General features: G+C 32.3%; 15 protein-coding genes. 8 read left to right on the top strand and 7 right to left on the bottom strand.

Annotated elements, in window-relative coordinates; all coding sequences use genetic code 11:
• Positions 1-15 precede the first annotated feature (15 nt).
• The 5 genes from ABD077_RS11005 to ABD077_RS11025 form a co-directional block, all read right to left on the bottom strand.
• Positions 16-2,217, bottom strand: coding sequence for an acylase (locus ABD077_RS11005; RefSeq protein WP_343912357.1), 2,202 nt, complete (start codon positions 2,215-2,217; stop codon positions 16-18).
• A 36-nt stretch (positions 2,218-2,253) separates the two neighbouring features.
• Positions 2,254-3,180 carry a LamG-like jellyroll fold domain-containing protein gene (locus ABD077_RS11010; protein WP_343912358.1) on the bottom strand — a complete coding sequence of 309 codons (927 nt, stop codon included), beginning with the start codon at positions 3,178-3,180 and terminating at the stop codon, positions 2,254-2,256.
• A gap of 187 nt (positions 3,181-3,367) precedes the next feature.
• A complete protein-coding gene (locus ABD077_RS11015; RefSeq protein WP_343912359.1) occupies positions 3,368-4,921 on the bottom strand; it encodes a hypothetical protein in 1,554 nt (517 codons plus the stop codon).
• Between the two features lie 334 nt (positions 4,922-5,255).
• Complete coding sequence (locus tag ABD077_RS11020; protein ID WP_343912360.1) at positions 5,256-6,119, bottom strand: ABC transporter ATP-binding protein; 864 nt, start codon at positions 6,117-6,119, stop codon at positions 5,256-5,258.
• An 11-nt stretch (positions 6,120-6,130) separates the two neighbouring features.
• Complete coding sequence (locus ABD077_RS11025; protein WP_343912361.1) at positions 6,131-7,456, bottom strand: serine hydrolase domain-containing protein; 1,326 nt, start codon at positions 7,454-7,456, stop codon at positions 6,131-6,133.
• 216 nt (positions 7,457-7,672) lie between these two features.
• Between ABD077_RS11025 and ABD077_RS11030 the strand changes: the two genes are divergently transcribed.
• The 4 genes from ABD077_RS11030 to ABD077_RS11045 all read left to right on the top strand — a co-directional run bounded on the left by ABD077_RS11030 (position 7,673) and on the right by ABD077_RS11045 (position 12,764).
• Positions 7,673-8,656: a sensor histidine kinase gene (locus ABD077_RS11030; protein ID WP_343912362.1), complete on the top strand. Its 984-nt coding sequence runs from the start codon at positions 7,673-7,675 to the stop codon at positions 8,654-8,656.
• A gap of 76 nt (positions 8,657-8,732) precedes the next feature.
• Positions 8,733-9,440, top strand: coding sequence for a LytR/AlgR family response regulator transcription factor (locus tag ABD077_RS11035; protein WP_343912363.1), 708 nt, complete (start codon positions 8,733-8,735; stop codon positions 9,438-9,440).
• 110 nt (positions 9,441-9,550) lie between these two features.
• On the top strand, positions 9,551-11,731 hold the full coding sequence (locus tag ABD077_RS11040; protein WP_343912364.1) for a S9 family peptidase: 2,181 nt from the start codon (positions 9,551-9,553) through the stop codon (positions 11,729-11,731).
• Between the two features lie 97 nt (positions 11,732-11,828).
• Positions 11,829-12,764: a phospholipase A gene (locus ABD077_RS11045; protein ID WP_343912365.1), complete on the top strand. Its 936-nt coding sequence runs from the start codon at positions 11,829-11,831 to the stop codon at positions 12,762-12,764.
• 99 nt (positions 12,765-12,863) lie between these two features.
• On the opposite strand, the gene ABD077_RS11050 is transcribed toward ABD077_RS11045, so the two are convergent.
• Positions 12,864-15,866 (bottom strand): GEVED domain-containing protein, encoded by a 3,003-nt coding sequence (locus tag ABD077_RS11050; RefSeq protein ID WP_343912366.1) that lies wholly within the window; start codon positions 15,864-15,866, stop codon positions 12,864-12,866.
• A 226-nt stretch (positions 15,867-16,092) separates the two neighbouring features.
• Between ABD077_RS11050 and ABD077_RS11055 the strand changes: the two genes are divergently transcribed.
• Genes ABD077_RS11055 through ABD077_RS11070 form a run of 4 tightly spaced genes read left to right on the top strand, consistent with a single transcriptional unit; the run spans position 16,093 to position 18,416 of the window.
• The gene (locus ABD077_RS11055; RefSeq protein ID WP_343912367.1) at positions 16,093-17,205 is read left to right on the top strand and encodes a serine hydrolase domain-containing protein; all 1,113 of its coding nucleotides are present in this window, start codon (positions 16,093-16,095) and stop codon (positions 17,203-17,205) included.
• A gap of 11 nt (positions 17,206-17,216) precedes the next feature.
• Entirely contained in the window at positions 17,217-17,546 is a 330-nt protein-coding gene (locus ABD077_RS11060) for a DUF6249 domain-containing protein (RefSeq protein ID WP_299601508.1), read from the top strand.
• Positions 17,536-18,108: an RNA polymerase sigma factor gene (locus tag ABD077_RS11065; RefSeq protein ID WP_343912368.1), complete on the top strand. Its 573-nt coding sequence runs from the start codon at positions 17,536-17,538 to the stop codon at positions 18,106-18,108. Before ABD077_RS11060 ends, ABD077_RS11065 begins: the two co-directional genes overlap by 11 nt.
• Complete coding sequence (locus ABD077_RS11070) at positions 18,105-18,416, top strand: hypothetical protein (RefSeq protein WP_343912369.1); 312 nt, start codon at positions 18,105-18,107, stop codon at positions 18,414-18,416. The genes ABD077_RS11065 and ABD077_RS11070 overlap by 4 nt, the downstream gene beginning before the upstream one ends.
• 72 nt (positions 18,417-18,488) lie before the next feature.
• Here ABD077_RS11070 and ABD077_RS11075 read toward each other — a convergent pair whose 3' ends face one another.
• The gene (locus ABD077_RS11075) at positions 18,489-19,649 is read right to left on the bottom strand and encodes an iron-containing alcohol dehydrogenase (RefSeq protein WP_343912370.1); all 1,161 of its coding nucleotides are present in this window, start codon (positions 19,647-19,649) and stop codon (positions 18,489-18,491) included.
• Positions 19,650-19,680: the final 31 nt, after the last annotated feature.

Below are 19,680 nucleotides of genomic sequence, written 5' to 3' on the forward strand. Positions count from 1 at the left end.
AAATACGTTGTATCGTTATTGTTTTTCTCCTGGATGATAGGTTTTTTTAGCGCGTTTTAATACATCTTCTTTATAATAAGCAGCTTCTTTAAACTGTACATCTACATACGGTTGTATTTGATCATCGAAATGTACCGAAGTAGGATCACCGCTTTGTCCACCAGCTAAACTTGTTTTTGCTCTCACTTTATCACCAAATTCTACTACCGCTACAAAACTGTTACCTCTAGTACCGTATATTTTTTTCGTATTATTCGTGTAGCGAACTCCGTAGGCTGCTAAGGCGCCCCAACGTCCCGAAGCAAAACCAACCGCAGTACTAGGTTTATTATCATCAAATGGTTGTCTTATATCTCCATTAATACGTTGAAAACGATTTACTTCGCCCCAAGGCAATATATCTCCGAAATCATTTTTAAGCTGCGCTACCGTTTCCTTAAATATGGTTATTCTTTCTTCTAAAGGAGATTTTGTACCAAAATAAGTAAGGAGTTGCATATCGCTAATGCGTTCTTCTGGTCTTTTTCCGTTTTTTGCATAATTAGTCCCATAAAAATGTGCTAACGTCATTGCTTTAGATTCTTTGGAAGTTTTGTAATCCCAATTTCTCAACATTTCTATATAGCTACCCAACTCTTTTGTTTTGTCAACTTTGTCGTAAGCTTCTACAAGACCAGAAATCAACTGAGAAAAAGCTGGAAGGTAAGGATCATATGCTAATTTTATAAGACTATCAATAGTGTAGTCTTTTTTATTTTTTAATAATTCAATGGCGTGTACACCTCTAAAATTCTCACGATCTATTGACATATATTTTGGATAATCTTGTTTTTTAGGACTAAACTCTAAAGCAGCTGTATAGGGAGTAGAATTACAGTTTTGTAACCAACCATTTTTAGGATTAAGAAGTGTAATAGTTTCATCTACTGTATGTAAACCGTTCCAATCTGTTTTAGGATTACTACCATCCACAGGTTTCGTATAATCAAACGAAGTATCTCTAACTGGGATAAAATTACCATGGAAATATGCAATATTACCTTCAGCATCTGCATATACAGTATTATTAGAAGAATTGGTTCGTATATCCATCATATCTCTAAAACCTTTATATCCATCTTGTTTGGTTCTAATATATGACTGTTGTAATGCTTTTACAGGTTCCCACATTAATGCAGAAGCTACCCATTTACCATCTTTCATATGTGTAATTGGTCCATGATGTGTACGATATGCAGGAAATACTTTTTCTATTAAAGAATCTCCTTCTTTATATTTTAGTGTAATATCATATTGTTCTACAGGTTTCCATTCTTTACCATATTTATAAACTGGTTTGCCATCTTCTTTATTGGTTGTTTCTACAAATTCATCGATCACATCTGTATACGTAGAAGTATGCATCCAACCAGTTTTTTCATTAAATCCTTGATACACAAAAAACTGCCCCCAAGTTACAGCGCCATAAGCGTTTAACCCTTCTTCGCTTACTACATGTACTTCTCCTCTAAAATAAAATGAGGTATGCGGATTGATTAAAAGAATAGCATTGCCAGATTGTGTAAGTGCTCCAGAAATTGCAATCCCATTAGATCCTTGTGGTTCTAACATTTCTTTTTCCTTTGCTATTTCAGTTTCTTCTGAAATTGGTATTTCTATACCTTTTTCATACATCGCCTTAATTTTGCGAGTAGAAACACGTTCGATATCACCACCAATAGATCCTTCACTAAAATACATAGGCATCCATGGTTCAAATTTAGTTAATAATCTAGGTTTAACCTCTGGATGGGTTTTAAGGTAGTAGTTGATACCATCTGCAAAGGCAATACACAACTCTTTTAACCATTCAGGGCTTCTTTCAAAATTAGCAATTGCTTCTTCCTCAGTCATGAACAATTTAGCTCTAATATCACTATAAATTGCTTTTTCACCTTCTACCTCAGCGAGTCTTCCTGTTGCCCAGATATAATTTTGTTCTACACGATTAAAATCATCCTCGCACTGTGCATATAATAATCCAAAAACTGCATCGGCATCTGTTTTTCCATAAATATGTGGTACTCCAAAATCATCTCTCATGATTGTAGTATTTGTAGCATGGTTTTGCCAACGTTGCTCTTCTTCAGTGAGTTCTAAATTTGTATTTTTTGTTTCTGTTTTACAGGAAACTAATAAAAGTGTAAGACTAAAGATGACGAACTTAAATTGTCTCATTTTCGATGGTTTTATAAATATGTAGTAGGAAATTTTTTATTGTAAAAGCGTGTGTACACCATTTTCTAGACTAAAAAGAGCATCAATTTCTTTTTGGGTTAGATTTTTGTTAAAAATAGAAAGCTCATCCATAAGACCAATATAGCCTAATCCCAAATAAATGTTTGACTTTTCTAATTCCCAAGTAAATGGATCTGTAATTCCGTTTCTTTTACCTTGTAGTTTTCCATTCAGATATAAAGACGTCTGTCCATCATCAGAATTTAGATTTGTAAAATTAATGAAGACATGAGTCCAAGATCCAGTTGCAAAAGGAGGATTGGTCACTGGAACTAATTGACTCAAAAAGTCCTTGTCATCATTATCTGATAATGTCGTATCCTTTTTCCAGGAGGTTTTATCTCCAATTACTCCTAGTCTAAAGTCTCGCGGATTTTCTTTAGTAAAATCAACCCAGATAGAAGCATCATTATAACTAACATCTGTAATCTGAATTGGGTCACAATATCCAGGTTTTAAGTCTGTTGCTGGGTCTAGTTGTAACCAAAATGAAATTGCTCCGCTCCAGTTTTTATTAGTGAAATTTATATTGTTTTTACTAGGGTAATAGATGTATCCTTTAGTTCTATCTTTATAAAGAAGAGCATTTCCTTTCAAACCTTTATTTTCTGCTATTGAAATTCCTTCTTTATGTATACCAACCTGTACAGAATCTATGGCTTTTCGAGAAGGTACTGTGTATAATTTAGGATCTCCTAAAGCAAAATCGGCATCTACACCATTATCAAAAGAAGCATAAAAGGTAAGTGCTTGCTTCAATACTATGTTAGTGCTATCTATTTTAACCTCTTCTTTTATAGATTCTTCCTTTTTGGAAGTGTTTTTCCCGCATGAAAAGAATATAAAAGATAAACCAAAAGTTATAATAGTACTGTAGCGAAGATTAGTTTTTAGAGTATTCATGAGATGATTTATGTATATGGTTCTAAATATATAAAATAATACCCATCAAATAAATTGATGGGTAGGGTAAGAGTACGTTTTATGGAAATTTTATGAAATTGAATTATAGGCAGAATTACAATAGTCGAAATGAATATTGATATGTCTATATTAATCCACCTGTTTTAAAAGACACATTCTAATTCTATTAATTTCTTAATTGTTGTATTCTCATGATTAGTGCAATACTTCCAATTATTATTGAACTTATAATGAGCGTAAATATGTACAAAGAGTTATGTTGTAATCCTCCAAAGTAATCCATGAACGGGATTTGATTTATATTTCCATAAGTGATAATAAAAAATACAATTTCGAATAGTTTTTTCCCTTTCGTCAAAATACCAGATGTAATTGCTATTAAAACAATAAAAATTGCACCAATAATAATATGTAGTACAGATTGTACGTCCAGTACTATCATATGCTTTATGAGTAAAGGAAGTGCTAATAGTATCATCATTAATGCACCAGCCAATACTTGTGAGACCAGTAATCTTTTTATAGGTTTATATGAAGTAAAGGCAAAATACTGTACATTATAATACATTTCTTTAGATGATATTTCTGATAATCTATGTACTTGTAAAAACCAAAGAATAGGTAACACCATAGTATGTGCAATGGAAATAGGTAATGCTGCTAGCAATATTATACCGATTACATTAAGTATCCATAACCATTTTTTGCCTTTGCGATATAGCAGTAGTAGTTCTGTTTTTACCAAAGAATAAATACCATAATTGCTTGTTGATTTTACTAACAATGTATGCTTTACTTCATGAGAATTATTTTCTTGTTTATACGAAGAAAATATAGCTTTCTTATTAATCTTATTAGTAGTACGAAATCGATCAAAAAATGGTGATATCATTAAAAGCATTAGAAATGCTAATCCACACCATCCGATTCTACTCATTATAAAGGTACTAGGAAATTCAATTCCGTTAAACTCGAATTTTTTATTTTCAGTTATGTTTCCTAAAACATAGCCTATATTTAGTTCGGTATCATGATCAACAGGTAATAACTCTTTAACGCTCATTTCCATTTGATCCATTACTATTTTGGTTCCAAAGGGATCTAACAGATATGTATAAGAAGAGCTTTCTGAAAACGAAGGGAAAGCCAAATAAGAAAACAAAAAGAAGAATCCTATATTTTGGATTATCGAGTATTTCTTAAAAATAACTTCGAAAACAACCGCAATAGCTGATATGCAAAATATTGCTGGGATCGGAATCAATATATATGGAATTATAAATTGTGAGATCTCAAATGAATACCCTTCATTATATAGAATAAATAATACTATACTCATCAAAAATATAATCACAATAATCGTACTTAGAATTAGAAAATTACTTATGAACTTAGAAGCTAAATATTTGAAATTAGTAATCGGTGTAGCAGCTGTAATATGCCCAAGTTTGGTAATAGTGTCTGTTTTAATTGCACTATTGACCAAGTAAAATCCAATTAAGGATAAAAAAATACTGGTCATTATTGCAGTAACATATCCAAACCAAGCCGAATTATAAAATCCAACGTAATCTGCTATTCTAATTGTAGAATAAGAGGCATTTGGCTCAGGAACAAAAGTGTATGCTATTGCTAAACTAATACAAAGAGTAATTAGAAAGCTATAACTTCTAGTACGCTGTAAATAATCGTATTTTATAATATTAATAAATGTTTTCATGATATACAATCTTAGTAAGCGTAATGAACTCCTATGTGTACGTTACTGAAAACGATAGACATAATTATAAGTATCATAATAGCTACAAGGGTTAATAGTACAGTTGTTTTTTTCTGTGATGATTTTTTCATTTTACTAAGTTCTTATTAGGTATAATCGGAGTTATATAGATTAAGTATTTAGGGTATTTAATGTTAGTAAGCATAATATACTCCTACATGTACGTTCTTTAATATTATGGCGATGATGACTAGAATCATTATGGTCGTTATCATTATTGATTCGGTCTTTTTTTTATATGATGAATTTTTCATTTGCTTATGTGTATTAATTTTTAATTCATTCTTGTTAAGTATAAATAGGCATCTTCCAGATTTGGTGTTTGGGCGATAGAACCCTTGATAGGAATTTCAGAAATGTATCTAACCGCTATTTTTTGTTCTGTTCTAGCGGTGCTAACTACAATATTATTGTTCTTAAAATTTACTAGTTGTTCTTTTGGGATAAACACTTCAAAAACCTTTTGATCTACTAGTTGTATAAGCTTTTCCTGATGATCATAGGATAGCAACGATCCGTTTTTCATTATTGCAACCTGATCTGCTATAGTATCTATATCAGATACGATGTGTGATGACAGGATAACAATACATTCTTGAGATAAATCAGATATCAAATTTCTAAAACGTACTCTTTCTTCAGGATCTAGTCCAACTGTTGGTTCATCAAAAATGACAACTTTTGGGTCATTCAATAGGGTTTGAGCGATTCCTATTCGTTGTTTCATGCCGCCAGAGTAACTTCCAATGGGTTTTTTGGCAGCGTCTAATAAGTTTAGACCATACAATAGTTGTTCTATCTTGAGCTTAATATTTTGGTCTGCTATTCCTTTTAATGCCGCTATGTATTGTAAAAATTCAAAAGCATTTAGGTTAGGGTATACTCCAAAATCTTGAGGTAAAAATCCTAGTTGCTTTCTCATATAATTAGCATCTTTGATAATGTTGTTTTTATTAAGTATGATCACACCTTCGGTAGGTTTGCTGGCAGTTGCAATCATTTTTAATAAGGTGGATTTTCCCGCTCCATTAGGTCCTAATAGCCCTAGTATTCCTTTTTCGATATCTATGGAGAAATCTTTTAACCCATATTTGTTTCTACCATATTTTTTCGAAACATTCTTTATTTCTAGTCTCATAATCTTAACGTTTATTTGTTTAAACTTACTTTACTGATTGTAGTTGTAAAGCCATTTTGGCTAAAAGACAAACTATCATGATTATTCTCTATTTGGGTTAAAACAACTCCTACAGTAGTATCATAGAGTGATGTTTCATCCTTTTGTGATAGTTCGCTTTTAACTCCTTGTTCTTCGGATACCAAATACATTTTATTATCCTCCAGTGTTATTTTTAAGGTTAAATTCGCTTCTTTTAGTAAGTAGGTGCCTGTGTATTTTTTGAAATTATCAAGATTGATACTTTTAAAATTTTCTATGGGAGTATCGTTGATATAAGCTAGTAAATCATTTGTTATCGCTTTTTTGAATGGGATTGTTTTACAATTAGTAAATGCTAAGTATAGATCTTTCGTATCAGGATTATATTGATTCCTGAAAGCGTATCCTATATTATTTCCTCCATGTCCGTAATAGGTAACGCCATCAACATTGAATTTAAATAATCCTAAACCATATTGTTCATTTCCAGATTCCATCATCATTTTAAGAGTCTCTTTTTTTAGTAATTTTTCTGTTTCAAAAAGAGATTCATAGAATATTTGCATATCGCTTAATGTTGAAGCAATACTACCAGCTGCATAAGCTATATTAGCAAAATATCGATAGTCTAAGTAGCCTGTTACATCCTCTTCTTGAAAATATGGCGTTGCCAAATTAGGAAGATGTTTGTGTACATATGGATAGGAATTGTTCATCTGTAAAGGAGTGAAAATTCGTTCTCTTAATAAATCAAAATAATTCTGGTCTGTTACTTTTTCTATGATTCTTCCTAATAGAAAATAATTGGTGTTACAGTAATCAAAGGAACCTACCATTTCTGGATCATTTTTCTCTACCTGATCTAATAAATTTGCATTGTATAAGGCATCATTTTTTCCATAAAAGATATCGAGAATGTTTTTCCCAATCACTTCATCCAGACCACTTTCATGAGTTAGTAGTGCTTTTATTGTCAATGAGCCATCTACATTTTTAATGCGTGTGAGATATGCTCCTATACTGTCTGTAATTTTTAGATTTCCTTTTTCGTGTTCCTGAAGTATTAATATCGCCGTAAATGTTTTGGTAGCACTACCAATATTAAAAACACTGTTCTCAGTAAGGTTATAGTCACCAAGACTTAAGGTTTCAGTTTTATTTTTCTTTTTGGTAAGAATAGCAATTCCCTTATGCTGTTCTTTTAGCATAGCATTATATTTTGTGGAAATTGCAGTAATATCATTTGTTTGACTATATCCGATGTGTTTGATAAAGAAGAGGGCTAATAGAATTATTAAGTACTGTAAGGTTTTCATGTTTCTTAAATTTTATATTTGTTTACATCAAAACTCATTTAATTTGTGTTGATACCGAAAAAAGAATGATGAAAGGTCTTGGAAACGTGATCTTAGGAGAAAAGTCATCTCACCCTTAAAATGAGACAACTTAAACTGAAAATGATATATTACATCATGAAAATATGTTGTTTCAACCTGCAAAACATATTTTTGAGTACTAATTTTTAAAGGAATATGGTAACAAAATTTGATGCTTGGATAGATAATAAGATAATACAGAACATTATCATATGGTTGTTTTTATTGATCATCTTTATCATGGTCATTCAGGCAGATAATCGATTTTTGGTATCTATTGGTCTAATTGGCTTTATAATGCCACCTATATATTTAAACAATCTAAAAATCTTACCCTTATTTTTTACTAAGAAACGTTCTTTGGGAATTACATTTTTCATATTAAATATTTTAGTTTTTACACTTTTGGGTGTATTTCTTTTAAGTGATTTCTTCGAAACGTTTCAATGGAAAATGTTGTTAAATGTTTTTGGTGCTGTTTTATTAATTATTTTGTTTGGTACTGCATTAAAAATAGCAAGAGATAGTTTTTCTAGAAGACAAGAAGAAAAAGAAGCAGAACTAAAGTTATTAAAAGCACAGTTAAATCCTCATTTCTTATTCAATACACTTAACAATCTATATGGTTTATCTGTAATAAAATCAGAAAAGCTTCCGGATTTAATGTTGCAACTTTCAGATTTATTGCGATATAGTCTTTATGAAACTAAAGAGACCTTTGTTCCATTGGAAAAGGAGATTCAATATCTTAGAAATTACATATCACTAGAACAGATTAGATTAGAAGATAAGGCAGATATTCAATTGGAGATAAAAGGATATGATTCAACTAACAGAATAATTGCTCCAATGTTATTAATAGTTTTTGTAGAAAATGCATTTAAGCATTTAGGAGTATTAGAAGATACAAAGAGTATCGTTTCCGTTTCTATAGAAATAGGGGAGAACTCTATTGTTTTTAAATGTTCAAATACAATAGATACCATAATCGTTTCGGAAGCCGATATAGAAAAAGGTAAAAGTGGTATTGGTTTACAGAATGCAAAAAAACGTTTAGATTTGATATATCCAGAAAAGCATGCATTGCAAATTAAGCAGAATAAAGACTTTTATATTGTTGAATTAGCTCTTCATGTATAGAGAACTAGCATAAAATAACTATTAATCTTAATTTACAAGGTTACACTTCAAATTCTTGAAAGAATAAAATAAATACATGAAAACATTACAATGTTTAATAGCAGATGATGAACCGATTGCGCGCCAGATAATAGAAAGCTATATCAAAGAAATACCCTATTTAGAGCTTGTTGCTACTTGCAAGAATGCTTTTGAAGTAATGAGTTATTTACAAAGTAATTCTGTAGACATATTGTTCTTAGATATCAATATGCCAAAACTTTCTGGTATTAGTCTGTTAAAGACAATGCAACAAAAACCTAATGTTATTATCACAACTGCCTATCCAGAATATGCTGTAGAAGGATTCACTCTTTCGGTTACTGATTATCTGCTAAAACCATTTTCATTAGAACGATTTTTACAAGCTGTTGGCAAAGTAGTGCAAGCTACACCTATTCAACAAGATACTATAGTAGTAGAGAAGGAGAAAAAAGCAAGTGTTGTTTATGTAAAAAGTGATAAAAAGATTATTAAATTAGACGTAGACAGTATCTATTATATTGAAGCTTACGGTAATTATATAAAGATCTATACGGATCAAATGATTTTAACACCAGTGACATTATCTGATTTTTTAGAAAAGTTGTCAGACGATTTTGTAAGAACTCATAAATCATTCGTAGTAAATTTTAACAAGTTAAAAATGATTGATGGGAATCAAATAATACTACAGAATGATAGTAAATTACCGATCAGTAAGTCATATAGGAAATCGGTTTTGAGCAAAATTGATGAAGTATAACCACAACATTACTTATTTTAAAGTCTCCTAATTATTAACTTTTTAGGGGAATTATACAAATTTAAAATATTACTAGTACATTTACTCGTTTAACTATAAATTCTCATTTAATGAAAACAAAAATCATCAATCTATTTCTTTTAAGTTTTGTGTTTTTGATAGGCTGTAAAACTGAACAGAAAGAAGAAACGAAATTAAAACCTTACGAATCTTTAACAGCACCTACGGCTAAAAAAATCGCAGAAGAATTAACGGCACACGGCGATACTCGAATAGACAATTATTTTTGGATGCGTCTAAGTGATGAGCAGAAAAATGCAGAAACACCTGATGCACAAACACAGGATGTTCTGGATTATCTAAATGCAGAGAATGATTACAAAGATGCTGCAATGAAACATACAGATAGCTTGCAGAAAACATTGTTTGATGAGATTGTGGGAAGAATTAAAAAAGATGATTCATCAGTTCCTTACAATGATAATGGGTATTCTTATTATACCAGATTTGAAAAAGGAATGGATTATGCCTTGTATTGTCGTAAAAAATTAGAAGATGATGCCAAAGAAGAAATTATGCTTAATGGTCCTGAAATGGCAAAAGGGCTGGCATATTTTGCATTAGGAGGATTATCTGTAAGTCCCAATAATGAAATGATATCCTATGGAATTGATACGGTATCAAGACGTCGATATACTATTCATTTTAAAAACCTGGTGGATGATCAAATCCTTTCTGATAAATTGGTAAACACTACAGGAAGTGTTGCTTGGGCTAATGATAATAAAACAGTATTCTATACTTCTAAAGATTCGATTACGCTACGAGCAAATAAAATATACAAACATGTTTTGGGTACGGATCAGTCTCAGGATGTATTGGTATTTGATGAAAAGGATGATACCTTCAGTACGTTTGTATATAAATCCAGATCAGATAAATATATTATCAGTGGTAGTTATCAAACATTATCTACAGAATACAGATATTTAGATGCTGATACTCCTAATGGAGAGTGGAAAGTAATACAACCAAGAGAAAGAGATCTAGAATATGGTGTAGCACATTTCGGAGATCATTTTTACATAAGAACAAACTTAGATGCGAAAAACTTCAAGTTGGTAAAAACTCCTGTTAATGCAACTACAAAAGATAATTGGGTAGATGTAATACCGCATAGAGATGATGTACTACTACAAGGTTTTACTCCTTTTAAAAACCATTTGGTACTAAGTGAACGTAAAAATGGTCTTAGTACTATTCGAGTTAGAAAATGGGATGGTAATGAAGATCACTATATTTCTTTTAATGATCCCGCTTATGTTGCCTATACATCTACAAATTTAGATTTTGATACTAATATTTTACGATATAGTTATACTTCTTTGACTACTCCAAGTAGTGTTATTGATTATAATATGGATACCAGAGAACAAACTGTTTTAAAAGAAGAAGAAGTACTAGATCCTAATTTTTCAAAAGACAACTATGTATCCGAAAGACTATACGCTACGGCAAGAGATGGTGTAAAAGTACCAATATCTTTGGTGTATAAAAAAGGAACTCAGAAAAATGCTAAGACACCACTTTTGTTATACTCTTATGGATCCTATGGAAGCAGTACCGAACCGTATTTTAGTTCTACTAGATTAAGTTTATTAGATAGAGGTTTTGTATTTGCATTGGCTCACATTAGAGGTGGAGAAGAAATGGGACGTCATTGGTATGAGGATGGAAAATTACTTAAAAAGAAAAATACTTTTACCGATTTTATCGATGTTGGAGATTTCTTAGTGAAAGAAGGATACACAAGTGCTGATCATATGTATGCTTATGGAGGTAGTGCTGGTGGTCTATTAATGGGAGCAGTACTTAATATGAAACCAGAACTTTGGAATGGAGTAGTAGCTGCCGTACCATTTGTAGACGTAGTTTCTACCATGATGGATGAAACAATACCTTTAACCACTTTTGAATTTGATGAGTGGGGAAATCCTAAGAATAAAGAATATTATGAATATATGAAGTCATATTCTCCATATGATAATGTAGAAGCCAAAGAATATCCAAATATTTTGATCACAACTGGGTATTGGGATAGTCAGGTGCAATATTGGGAACCAGCTAAATGGATTGCTAAATTAAGAGAGTTAAAAACGGATAACAATCTATTAATCATGGATTGTGATATGGAAACTGGTCATGGAGGAGCTTCAGGACGTTTTGAGCGCTATAAACGTACTGCTCTAAATTATGCCTTTATGTTAGATTTAGAAGGAATTAATAAGTAGTATATTTGTCCATCTTTTTATAAAGAAACCAGCAAGAATGTATTCCTGCTGGTTTTTTTATCAATTAGAAATTTTGTTCAATAATAAACTATTTTTCTTGAATCTAATCCGATTAACTATAAAGTACAGGAAGCTTTTTGCAAAAGTTTTAATCTTAACAAGTCTATATGTGTTATCATTCGCTTCTTGTTATAGTCAAACCAATGCCAAAGATAACCAAGGAAGCTTATCTAAGAGATGGTTGGTACAAAGTGATAGTATAAAACGTTTTAAAATTGAACCGTATAAACCGGTTTATTTTTTGGCAGCAAATTACACAACGGACATTAATAATTTTCCAACCAGTGATAATCCGCTTAATACTGTGGAAGAATCATCCGATTTTTCGGATACTGAATTGAAATTTCAATTAAGTTTTAAGACAAGAGCTGCAAGGAATTTGTTAGGAAAGAAAATAGGAGGTGATGTATGGATAGGATATACTCAATCATCAAGATGGCAATTATATAGTGCAAATATCAGTAGACCTTTTAGAGAAACAAATTATGAACCAGAAGTTATGCTTGTGTTCCCAACAAAGTATAAGATTTTTGGGTTAAATGGTGTATTTGCTGGAGTTGGAATAAATCATCAGAGTAATGGAAGATCTAATCCATTATCTAGAAGTTGGAATAGAATAATACTACAGTTTGGTTGGGAAACTTCTTCTTGGAGTTTTGTTTTAAGACCTTGGTGGCGCTTGCCCGAAGATGCTGCGGAAGATGATAATCCAAGTATAGAAGATTATGTAGGACGAACGGAGTTTTTAACTGTCTTCTCAAAAGGTAGACATGATCTAAGTATTATGATTAAACATTCGCTGAGAGGAGGCAGTAATAGTAGAGGTAGCATAAAGCTTGACTATGCAATTAAAGTTCTAGGTCAATTACAGGTACACGCACAGATATTTCATGGGTATGGGGAAAGTTTAATAGATTTCAGCCATAAGCAAACTACTTTTGGATTAGGGTTGTCTCTTTTACAGTGGCGATGATATCATCAAGTTTTTAGATTTTCCAAATATGAAAAAAAGGCTGTTCACACTACATGAACAGCCTTTCAAACATACTTAATAGCTAACTAAATATATTTTTTACTTATTGATTACAAATCTCTTTGTGATCGCAAATCCATTAGGACTCGTAAATCTTGCGAAATACATTCCAGATGCTAATTGAGAAACATCTATAGATAAAGAATCTACATTTGGATTAATTTTCTTGGCTACTGCACCAGTAGAAGAGAAAATTTCTATTTGCGTAAAACTACCTCCTACAATTTCAATGTTTAATTGAGAACTTGCTGGATTTGGATATATACTAATGTTGCTATCCGCCTCCTCAGTAAAGGTTAATAGTTGTTCACGACTAGATCCTAAAATCACTACATAATCTTCAACTTCTCCATATGTAAATGATTCACAAGGATCGGGGATATCATTATATTTCATGGATACACGCATACGAGTAGCACCAGAAGATGCACTTGCAGGAACTGTAAAAGATCCTGTATTACTAGTATCTGTTGATGGTGATTTACTAAATACCAACTCACCAGCATCATTAAAATCTCCATCTCTATTATAATCAATCCAAACAGCATAGGCTTCATTATAAATTGTTCCTGTCCATGTTGGAGTAATCGTAATCGTATTGGTACCACTCAGGCTTGTGGTTAAAGAAGTATAATCACCATATCCTCCAGATTCAGCACCTGTAGCATTATCAATACTTCCTATTTGCACTCTGGAAATAAATTCATCTGAAGTAATTCTACCATTGGAATCACAATATCCTGTTGGAGGATCTGTATCTCCTGATCCTTCCGCTATATTAATAGTATAATCTTCAACTTCTCCATATGTGAATGTTTCACAAGAAGTAGGAATGTCATTATATTTCATAGAAACTCTCATTCTTACAGCAGTCAATGAAGTACCGGCAGGAACAGTAAAAGATCCAGTATTCGTAGCATCTGTGGATGGTGCTTTGCTAAATACTAATTCACCTGCATCATCAAAATCACCATTGTTATTATAATCGATCCAAACAGCATATGCTTCTGCGTATATAGTACCTGTCCAAGTAGGAACAATAGTAATATCATAGGATTGACCTTCATTTAAAGTGGTAGCTATACCAGTAAAATCTGAATAAAACTGTGCTCCAGATGTGTTATTAATGGTATTTAACTCTACTCGGCTTATAAATTCATCATTTACATTAGTACTTGCAGAGTCACAATACGTAACACCACTTGAATCACTAGTAGTAAAGGTTGCTGTTGCCGCTCCAGAAACATTTCCAGCAGCATCTTCAGCGGTAACCGAAGCATTATAAGACGTTAATGGAGATAACCCAGTTACATCAAAGCTTGTTGTAGTAGATGTACCTACTGATGTACCACCAATGGAAATGTTATAACGCGCTACTGCTACATTATCTGTGGATGCTGTCCAACTTAATGTTGCTCCTGATGATGTAATATTAGAAGCTGTCAGATTCGTTGGATTTGATGGTGCTTGCGTGTCTGGAACTCCAGGTTCGATTTCAAATCGACCAACAACACCTCTTCGGCTATTATTAATGTACTCATTAATAAACCAGAATGAAGAATCATCAGAAGGGTCAACATCAATTTTACTATAATCTCCATATCGGATACTTGTAGTAAAGTTTCCATTTCCATTAGCAATTAAACCTTCTGCACTAGTCATTGTTCCAAGTGGATCAGAGCTTAATCTTCCTGTAAAATAAGAGCTTACTCTCACTGTGGTTGGAGTAGTAGGTCCAGACATAGAAGTATATCCCATTCCAATATTTCCTTGACCATCCATTGCTAAACTAGCATTCCAAGCATGTCTACCATCTGGTGCTGTATAGGTACCTTCTTGGTATAGTGACCAAGGTTGATTGTCACCACTTTGTCTAAATTCGTACCAACGAATACCAGCTAATTCTCCAGCACTCGCATCAGTATCTACTACAAAATTAAATACTGCCGAATTGTGTGTTGGGAACTTTCTAAACTGTGCCTGATTCATAATAGTAGCTTGTAACGCATCAATGGATATCCCACCACCAGGCTGTGCTAAATTAGAAAAACTTCCTCCATCGAATACGCTAATAAAAGGAGTTGTTGTAATTTCTTGAGGACTGGATACAGTAGAGCTTCCCGGATTATTCCAGTTTACGTCAGCTGTCCAAACTTTTATATGATCTACAGAAACCCCGCTCCATGCGTTGTCTTGTAAATATACTATTGTTGCTCCACCAGGAGCTGGTAAGTCTCCGTTAGTTACATTTAGTGCTTGCGGGCTAAAAAAACCACTAGTTACGATTCCAGGAAGATTAAAACCAATAATTTGAGCACCTGGATCACCTGCTAACATAGCATCTCTTTCTAAAGCCCATAACTTGTTAGTTCCTCCAGTATTTTCTGTGATATAATATCCATCACTCCAAACAGAAAGTTTTTGATAATCCTGAATTCCAGAAATATTGTAAACAAACCATCCTGCAGTAAGCGGATTTGGCCCATCAGAAACAGCTACTTGAGCGCCAGATCCCAAGAAAGAAAGTACCCATCTATCCGCAGCATTATCATACGATACCGTTAGATCACAGCATCCACCAGAAGGAAATATAGCTGGATTAGGAGCTGTTTGTCCTAGGAGTTGATTACCTGATTTATCGAAAATCATAAATCCAGTATTATAAACTACAAATACATGATTTGGACCAACTGCTAACGATGGATCTGTTGGATTAGATCCAGAAGTATAAGAGTCGAAAACTAAATTAGCAGGAGCTCTTTGTACACTTTGTTCTTGTTGGTGTTTGTTTAAAACAAAATAGTCATTTTTAGATTGAGGATCTTTTCCTGCTACAATCTGATTCCCTAAAGATCTTTTGTCCTTTGCTTCTTTTACAGAATTGTCCGATGGACGTAAATCTTGTGGTCTGGATTGCATGGGAGTTACGTATTCTACCGAGGAGACTTTTCCATGATAGAATGCTTTAGTTTTTCCTTGTTGTGCCTCGACAGTTATTGTGGCGACAAGAAACATAATTACGAATGCAAGTTTTAATTTCATTTGTGTAAAATTTAAGTAGTTAATTACCCTAAAGTTAGCACAAAAGATGTTGTTATTTTAACATTATTTTGTCTTTTTTAAGTGGCTAATGGTAAGACCATAAGGAGGTTGAGTAATAACCCTTTTTTTGCTTAACAAATTAATTTTGTAACCTTTTTTTAATTCATTTTGTCCAATAATTGTGAATTCACAATCAAATAATTATTCATATTCAAAATCAAAAAAAATGAATCAATCAAAACGAACAATCAAAATGTTATTAGTACTCTTTTTTGGATTCTATATGCATCTAAATTGGTCACAAAATGCAAAAGCATCTTTTAGGGTTCCTGATGGGCGAAATATAAAAACTTCAATTTTGGATGCGCATATTCAGAAAGCTATAGATTCTATTAAACTTCCTGGGCTTTCTATTGCAATTGTAAATGACGGAAACATTGTATATCATAGTGTTTTTGGAGTAAAAAGTTACAAAACGAATGAACCAGTTACCAAACAAACTATTTTTGAAGGAGCTTCTCTTTCTAAACCATTATTCGCATATTTTATCATGAAAATGGTCGAAAAAGGAGAATTAGATTTGGATAAACCTATATATCCATATTTAAAACCTATTTTTCCAGAAGGAGTTATTGCAAAAGACTCTTTTGAAGCGTATAAAACATTGACCCCAAGGATTATATTGTCACATGGTACAGGGATTCCTAATTGGGTAAAAGGAAAACCTATCTCCATAGCATTTGAACCAGGTACTGATTTCTCTTATTCAGGAGAAGCCTATCAACATTTAGGAGCTGCTTTTGGAACAAAATTAGGAATTGGATGGGGAACTGAATTAGATTCTTTAATTATAAAAGAAGCTTTAGCCCCAATAGGAATAAATAGAAGTCTTTATACTTGGAATACAATCTATGATAATGATGTGGCTTACGGGCATATGAAAGGAAAAACCAATCCTGAAATTAATAGATATAAAAAGGTTGGTCCAGGTTTTAGTCTACATTCTGATGCAAAGGATTATGCCATGTTTCTAATAGAAATGATGAATCCTAAAAACATAACTGTAAAAACTAGAGATGAGATGCTTAGAGAGCATAATCATTTTAAGTCCAATAATAAAATTTTAAAGGAAACCGGACAAACCGGTTGGGGACTAGGTTTTTCACAAAAGCCTACTCCCAATGGGCTTATGCATTTACATACTGGAAATAATCAAGACTTTCAGGCATATACTATGTTTATACCAAAACAAAATTATGGTTTCGTAATGTTTGGAAACTCGGATAATTTGTTTCCTTTATTAGAAACGATCGAAAAAATATTAGGAGAACATTTTTAAATATAAAAATTATGAAAGATTTAAATGAAGTATTTGTGTTTATTACAATGATAGTTGCCATTGTAGTAATTGTATTTATAATCGCTAGATATACATATTTGGTCAAGAAAATACTTATTGAAAAAGGTGTCTACCAAGAACATAGAAATAATAAATTGAAGTATTTGGATCTAGGATGTATAGTTTTTGGACTAGGAATTGGACTCCTCATTTCATCAGTTTTTACAACTTTTGGATTGTCTGAGGATGCTACAGATTTATTGGTATGGGGGACTATTCTTGTTTTTGGCGCTACAGGCTTAGTTGTTGCACATTTTATAAGAAAACGACTTGAAGAATAGTCAAATACAAAAAGATTATAATCTTATCCGCAAGGTTATCGATGGTGATGCATCCGCTTTTAGGAAACTTATTTTTGCCTACAAAGATGTATCACTATCACTTGCTATATCAATTCTAAAAGATGCTATAGTTGCAGAAGATGTTTTACAAGAGGTTTTTATGAAGGTATATAATAAGTTACATACTTTTAAATTCAAAGCATCTTTTGCTACTTGGTTGTATAGGATAGTAGTAAATACATGCTACAATGAGTTGAAGAAAAGAAAAAATATGGTTAGTATTGAGCATACGTCAGAAGTAGATTCAATGGTTCATCGTCAAAAAGAATATTTAAAAGAAGCTGATCAAAAAAAGTATATTAATATGACTTTGGAAAAATTAAAACCTGATGAAGCATTGGTACTAAGACTTTTTTATTTATGCGAATATAAAATAAAGGAGATAGAAGAGATTACGGGATTTAGAAGTTCTAAAATAAAAGTAAACCTGCATAGGGGAAGAGATAATTTTGAATTCCATTTAAAGCAAATACTAGGAGACGATTTAAACAATTTGTTATGAAAGAAGAAAAATTTAAAGAATTAATCATTAAAAGTACTATTGAAACTTCTGATGATTTTATAAATAAAGTAATGCAGGGTATTCAATTACAAGAAGAAGCAAAAAAACAATCACTTTTTTGGTCTTTCCCAGTGATCATAATTGTTTGTACTGTATTAATTTTAATGATTTTAGGGACGTTGTTTTATACTTTCAATACAGAGTATGCAATATTTAGTTCGATTCCTAGAATACCAATATTTTTAGTTATTATTGGGATAGGACTTAATTATATAAATCAATTAATACGATTTCAATTTTACAAATAGAATTTTTGATCATAAAATAAAAAAGCCTTGCTAGTAATACTATGCAAGGCTTTTGTTAATAAGTTCGATATGTTAGTATGCCATTTCTACAATTTCGGCAGCAACCTCTGGAGTGATATCCTGATGCTCTCCTAGAGCAGTCATTCCATGATCTTTTAAGTTCTTAGCTACTTTTTGAGAAAAACCATCGTAATCATCGGTATAAGCGCTTAACTTGGTTTCTATTCCTAATGATTGAAAGAATTCCTCAGTTTTTTGTATTGCATTTTTCGCTTTCTCTTCTGTAGTTCCCTCTGAGATATTAAAGATTCGTTCTGCATATTGCGCCAATTTTTCCTTTTTTTGCTCAAACTTCTTTGTGTAAGCACTAGGTAAAATTACAGCCAATGTACGCGCGTGATCTATTCCATAAAACGCAGTGAGTTCATGAGCAATCATATGAACACTCCAATCCGTTGGAACGCCTTTTTGTATATATCCGTTTAAAGCCATCGTACAGCACCACATAAAATTAGAGGCTGCTTTGTAGTTACTAGGATCTTTAATGATTTCTGGAGCAATTTCTATTAATGTCTGTAGAATTCCTTCAGAAAATCGGTCTTGTAATGGAGCATCTGCTGGGTACGTCATATATTGTTCTAAAACGTGTGTGTACGCATCTGCTACACCATTTGCTAATTGTCTTTTAGGAATACTATGCACAACCGTTGGATCACAGATAGAGAATTGTGGAAATAATCCTGGTCCACCCATTACCATTTTTTGATTTGTCTCTGATCTACTTACCACAGCACCGCTATTCATCTCGCTTCCTGTAGCTGGTAACGTAAGTACTGTCCCAAACGGTAACCCTTCGAATGTACGAATTCTTTTAGCCAAGATATCCCAAGGATTATCACCTTTATATAATGCTGCAGAGGATAAAAACTTTGTTCCATCAATCACAGATCCACCACCAACTGCCAGCATATAACCGATATCTTCGTTTTTAATTATTTCTAAGGCCTTTAATAAGGTGGTATACTCAGGATTTGCTTCGATACCAGAAAACTCAATAACTTCATGATCTTTGAGCGCCTCAGTTACTTGTACATAAATTCCATTTTTTTTAATGCTTCCTCCACCATATAATAGTAATATCTTCTTGTCCTTAGGTACTTCGGTAGTTAATTTCTTAATTTCTCCTTTACCAAAGATAATTTTGGTAGGAACATATAATTCAAAATTTCTCATGTCTTTATTGTATTATGCTGATTAATTATTG

Origin of the sequence: Aquimarina litoralis (assembly GCF_039523995.1) — a bacterium.
In the GTDB taxonomy this organism is placed as follows: domain Bacteria; phylum Bacteroidota; class Bacteroidia; order Flavobacteriales; family Flavobacteriaceae; genus Aquimarina; species Aquimarina litoralis.